At 53.6% G+C, this 4,132-nt stretch carries 3 protein-coding genes and 2 pseudogenes; 3 read left to right on the plus strand and 2 right to left on the minus strand.

From position 1 onward, the window contains the following. The 3 genes and pseudogenes from KGA83_RS26740 to KGA83_RS26750 form a co-directional block, all read left to right on the plus strand. Nucleotides 1–718: pseudogene (locus KGA83_RS26740) on the plus strand (tyrosine-type recombinase/integrase); the annotation flags it as partial. A gap of 321 nt (nucleotides 719–1,039) precedes the next feature. Beyond that, the gene (locus KGA83_RS26745; RefSeq protein WP_223531238.1) at nucleotides 1,040–2,455 is read left to right on the plus strand and encodes a tyrosine-type recombinase/integrase; all 1,416 of its coding nucleotides are present in this window, start codon (nucleotides 1,040–1,042) and stop codon (nucleotides 2,453–2,455) included. A gap of 262 nt (nucleotides 2,456–2,717) precedes the next feature. Further along, on the plus strand, nucleotides 2,718–3,068 hold the full coding sequence (locus KGA83_RS26750) for a hypothetical protein (protein WP_223531240.1): 351 nt from the start codon (nucleotides 2,718–2,720) through the stop codon (nucleotides 3,066–3,068). A 113-nt stretch (nucleotides 3,069–3,181) separates the two neighbouring features. Here the strand turns inward: KGA83_RS26750 and KGA83_RS26755 are convergent. Beyond that, nucleotides 3,182–3,304, minus strand: a pseudogene (locus KGA83_RS26755) (RES family NAD+ phosphorylase); the annotation flags it as partial. A 206-nt stretch (nucleotides 3,305–3,510) separates the two neighbouring features. Next, the gene (locus KGA83_RS26760; protein WP_223531239.1) at nucleotides 3,511–3,780 is read right to left on the minus strand and encodes a hypothetical protein; all 270 of its coding nucleotides are present in this window, start codon (nucleotides 3,778–3,780) and stop codon (nucleotides 3,511–3,513) included. Between the last annotated feature and the right edge of the window lie 352 nt (nucleotides 3,781–4,132).

Genomic DNA, 4,132 nt, shown 5'->3' on the forward strand with positions numbered 1-4,132 from the left:
CCCCCGGACAGCGAATCAGTGCCGCGCACTGCTGATCGACATTTTCAACCATGCCGCCGCGAAAGGCCTGTGCCCGGACAACCCGGCGGCCAGCACGATCAACCGCATAGAGAAGAAACAGCGCAAACGCCACACCGTCGAAGGCTTGAAAGCCATCCGGTAGAAAGCGCCAGCCTGGTTACAGAACGCGATTGACCTCGCCGTGATCACCGCCCAGCGCCGGACGGACATTCTGGACATGCGCTTCGACGGCGTTCGAGAGGGTTTCCTGTACTTGGTACAGAAGAAGACGGCAAAGGCCAGTGACGCGGCGTGGATCCGCTTCCGGGTGACACCTGAATTGCAGGCTGTGATTAGCCGATGCCGTGACGACACCGCGTCACCGTACCTAGTGCACCGCAAGCCTGATCGCTTGAAACAAAAGCAGGCTCAGACCAAGGATCACTGGACGAAGGTTGAAGAACGGTATTTGACGCGGGCATTCAAGGAAGCCCGGGAGGCCGCCAACTGCTACGCAGGATGGAAGGAGGAAGAGATGCCGGGCTTCCACGAAGTGCGAGCACTGTCGCTGCACCTGTATAAGAAAGCCGGAAAGGATGGGCAGAAAATTGCAGGCCATGCGAGCGAAGTCATGACCAAAAACTACCAGCGGGACCACGAGGAAATCGTCTGGTCAGAGGCTATTCCGGACCTGAACATCAGCGAAATCACCGGGTAGTTTTGCGCCAGTTTTGCGCGGGTTTTGCGCAGGCACAAAAAAGCCGATCTATCTGATCGGCTTAAGTGTCTGATTTTACTCAGGAATAATGGTCGGGACGGAGTGATTCGAACACTCGACCCCTAGCACCCCATACACTTAATATCTGGAACTCCATGGACGAACGTACACTCTCATGGAACGCTTTAATCTAGAATTTACGGGGATTCAGGCTATATTAACGTCTATAACGATCCACTAATATCCATCGACAGCCAAGTGATTCGGTGGGGCAAAAGTGGGGCAAAATTTCAAGACGCTGGAATCAGACTGAGGTCGACAGTGGCAAAACTAACGGCGAAGCAACTGGAGGCGCTCACCTCCGCGGATGACGGGAGGACGCTACGCGAAGACGGTGGCCTGACTGCCAAGGTTCGCGCCGGTGTACGCGGCATTACTCTCCTATTTCGCTACGAGTTCAAACTGCACGGAACCAAACGTGATCACCGTTTGGGCAGTTGGCCGAAGAAATCGCTGGCGCAAATTCGTGCCGAGCGTGACGAAATGAGAGTGAGCATCACTAAAGGCATAGACCCCATCATCGCCCGCAAGGCCGCGAGAATCGAAGCCGAGGCTGCCATTGTCGCCACCATCGCTGAGGCCGAACGTCAGGCGGGAGAGAACAAGACAGTCACTGATCTCTTCGAGGAGTGGATTCGCGACGGCGTATCCCGCCAGGATGGAAACGCTGAACTGCGCCGCAGCTTCACCAAGGACGTGTTACCAGTCATTGGCGATAAGCCGCTGCGCAACCTCACCGAGAAAGATCTGCTCACTGTCCTACGCTCGGTCAAAGCCCGCGGCCTGAACCGTGCCATTGTGATTCGCAGTAAGGACATCGGCCAGATGCTGCGCTGGGCTGAGAAACGCAAGCCGTGGCGCACCCTAATGGTCGATGGAAATCCGGCCTACTTGATAGACGCCAACAAACTGCTCGATCACGACTACCAAGAACAACGCGACCGCGTACTTTCTCCTGATGAAATTCGCGAATTGCGCGACATCTTCGCGCGTCTGGCACACGACTATGACGCCCTACCCGCAGGCCAGAAATACGCTGGTATCCGCCCAGTAAACCCACGCGTGCAATGCGCAGTCTGGATCTGTCTGGGTACCCTCTGCCGCATCGGAGAACTGCTCAAGTCTGAATGGAGATACGTGGATCTGGAAAAAGGGACCTGGCTCATTCCAGCCGAATCCACCAAAGGACATATGGGCAGACGTCAGGATCATCACGTATTTATGTCCTCTTTCGTGCTGACACAATTCAAGCTATTGCAAAGGGAAAGCGGACATACGCCGTACTGCTTCCCCAGCAAAGTCGAGAAAAGCCATGTCGATACGAAGACAGTTAGCAAGTTGATCGGTGACCGGCAGTGCCGATTCAAAAAACGCAGTAAACCACTTATTGGTCGCCACCACGATGACTCATTGGTGCTCAACAAGGGAAGCAAGGGTGAATGGACCCCTCACGATTTGCGCCGAACAGGCGCAACTATGATGCAAGAGCTCGGTATAACAATAGAGATAATTGATCGCTGCCAAAATCATGTACTTGGTGGATCAAAGGTTCGTCGACATTATCTTCATCATGATTATGCCAAGGAAAAAACCGAGGCTTGGAGATTGCTAGGGGAACGTCTTGAAAAAATTTTCGCAACTACCTCTAGCGATCAATTGCCTCTGTTCGCCAATTAATTAGCATTCAGTGGAGCTCCGAAAAATAATATCTTGAACAGATACATTTCTGGCGTCCACTTGGGGAGTCATCCACCAGGCGCCATCCATCGATGACATCGCCTCCGCCATCTTTATACGACAAAGCCCTGATTATTCAGGGCTTTGTCGTTTCTTTTGTCTGATAAACAACCCCAGCCCACACTTCAGCCCACACCTTGGATGAAGCATTACTTTTCGACCAGCGGCCATACGTGCAATGGGCTCGCCGCGAGGTGAAATCATGATCCGCAGCGGATACAGCGACGATTGCGGTGGTTGGGATTTGATTTGCTGGCGTGGCGTCGTCAAGTCGGGCGTCAAAGGAAAGCGCGGGCAGGCGTTCCTGGTTGAACTGAGGGGCGCTCTGGATACCATACCTGATAAGCGGCTTGTAACAGACACCCTTGAAGCCGATGGACAGTTTTGCACCCTGGGTGTTCTTGGCGCCAAGCGCGGAATCGACATGAGCAGCATTGATGCGTATTGCCGAGAAAGCGTGTCGGAGGCTTTCGGTATCGCAGAGGCGATGGCGGCGGAAATAGTCTTCGAGAATGACGAGCATCCGGGCGCATCAAGAAGGCGGCCGGTGTAAGTGGGTTCCCGAAACTCCTGAGCGCCGCTGGCAGCGGATGCGCAATTGGGTCGAGTCAAACATAAATCAGGTGGCGCCATGATCTTTAGCACCATACCGCCCACCGAGGGGCGCAGCTCTGCGATGCACGTGTCGCGATCAAATGCGCCATAAAACACAGGCACGCCAACAGGATTCATTCGTCCTGCACGCGCCTTTTCCTTGGGCGGTGCCGCGAGTTCAGTTTCCGGGTACACAAGAATGTTTTTAGGATCCGATGACCGCTAATTCTTTGCCTCCTGGGGACGCTGCGTCACTCGTTAACGGGGCCCTCCGAGTGATCACTCGCGCCACCACCATCACATAATGAAGCTCCATACCCCGTAACCTGCCATCAATACCGCAGCAATCCGAAGCACCACTGTTCCGATCTCGCTTTGGTAAGAAATATTCAAACCTAAACTCAGCAATGCCATGACCACTGATACTCCCAGTCGTCAATACCGTCCCCCATTTTTTGCGCGATTAGATATCGATGGAGGACATCACTCTGGTAATCCACCAAGACGACATGCGATCCAGTAGGAACAGGTTGGCCCGTATGAAGGGCATCAAGCGCAGCCTGGTTAGTTAGCATGTGTTCTCTGGTCACGCCACGTCGTACAGTTGTGTATTGCTCAAGTTGATCAAGCGGCGGAAATGTCACGGCATTCGGTTCAGCCAAGGCCGTCATCGGGCCTACTCCGTTCGGAGAAAACCCGGAAGTCAGAAGCAGTGTGCCAAACCCCAACTGCCAAACCGTTCTTTTCATCCGTCAGATCTCTTTATCTTGCTTCGTCGTCAGAGCAAGAAGGTATCAGTTGACAGTAAAACTGAAATACGTCGCAGCGATTGAAGCCATGAATGAGACTTTTCAATCGCCATTCTCCATAACCGAGAACGCTATTGATGCCATGGATGCGGATTCCACGACACTTGGACACTCAATCCACGATCATCTGGACAGTCATTCCACGCTCACTTGGACACCTGATCCACATCCACTTGGACAGGCAGTCGGAGCGCAGCGACGCAGGTTTGCATAG

Source organism: Pseudomonas sp. GL-R-19 (assembly GCF_019956375.1).
In the GTDB taxonomy this organism is placed as follows: Bacteria; Pseudomonadota; Gammaproteobacteria; order Pseudomonadales; family Pseudomonadaceae; genus Aquipseudomonas.